At 58.1% G+C, this 769-nt stretch carries 1 protein-coding gene; it reads left to right on the forward strand.

Going from position 1 to position 769, the window contains the following annotated elements:
* A partial coding sequence (locus AC27K1_RS21615) for an Ig-like domain-containing protein (RefSeq protein WP_487152867.1) occupies positions 1-769 on the forward strand: 769 nt, incomplete at both ends.

Raw genomic sequence — 769 nt, forward strand, 5'->3', positions numbered from 1 at the left:
AGGGGCTACCTCTGAGTCAACAGCCACCATTACGGTGACCGGCACTAACGATGCGCCGGTGGCGACAGCCAACACCGCCACAGGCCATGAGAATGAAACCCTGACCATTGACGTACTGGCCGACGACACGGACCTGGATCACAACGACAACCCCGCCAACTTCAGTCTGGATAGCGTGGAGATCGTCGATGGTGACGGGAATCCCGTCACGGGTCAGGGCACGGTCAGCATCGTCAACAACCAGCTGCAGTTTGTGCCGGGCACGGATTTCGACAGCCTGGCCAGAGGTGACACGGCTACTGTCACTGTCCGCTATGTGATGTCCGATGACGAAGGGGCTACCTCTGAGTCAACAGCGACCATTACGGTGACCGGTACCAACGACGCACCGGTGGCGACCGCTGATACCGCCACGGGCCATGAAAACGAAACCCTGACGATTGACGTACTGGCCGACGACACGGACACGGATCACAACGATAATCCGGCCAACTTCACTCTCGACAGCGTGAGGACTGTAGATACTAACGGCAATACAGTATCGGGCCAGGGCACTGTCAGCATTGACGGCAATAAACTGCAGTTTGTCCCCGGCAGTGACTTTGATTACCTGGCCAGTGGTGAAAGTACGACAGTGGTCGTTCGCTACGTGATGTCCGATGACGAAGGCGTCACGTCAGAATCAACGGCCACCATCACCGTGACCGGTACCAACGACCGACCGGTAGCCGGGGCTGTCACTGCCAGTGCCGAAGAAGACGGTGCATCC

The sequence above is a fragment of the Kistimonas ophiarachnellae genome (assembly GCF_057552235.1).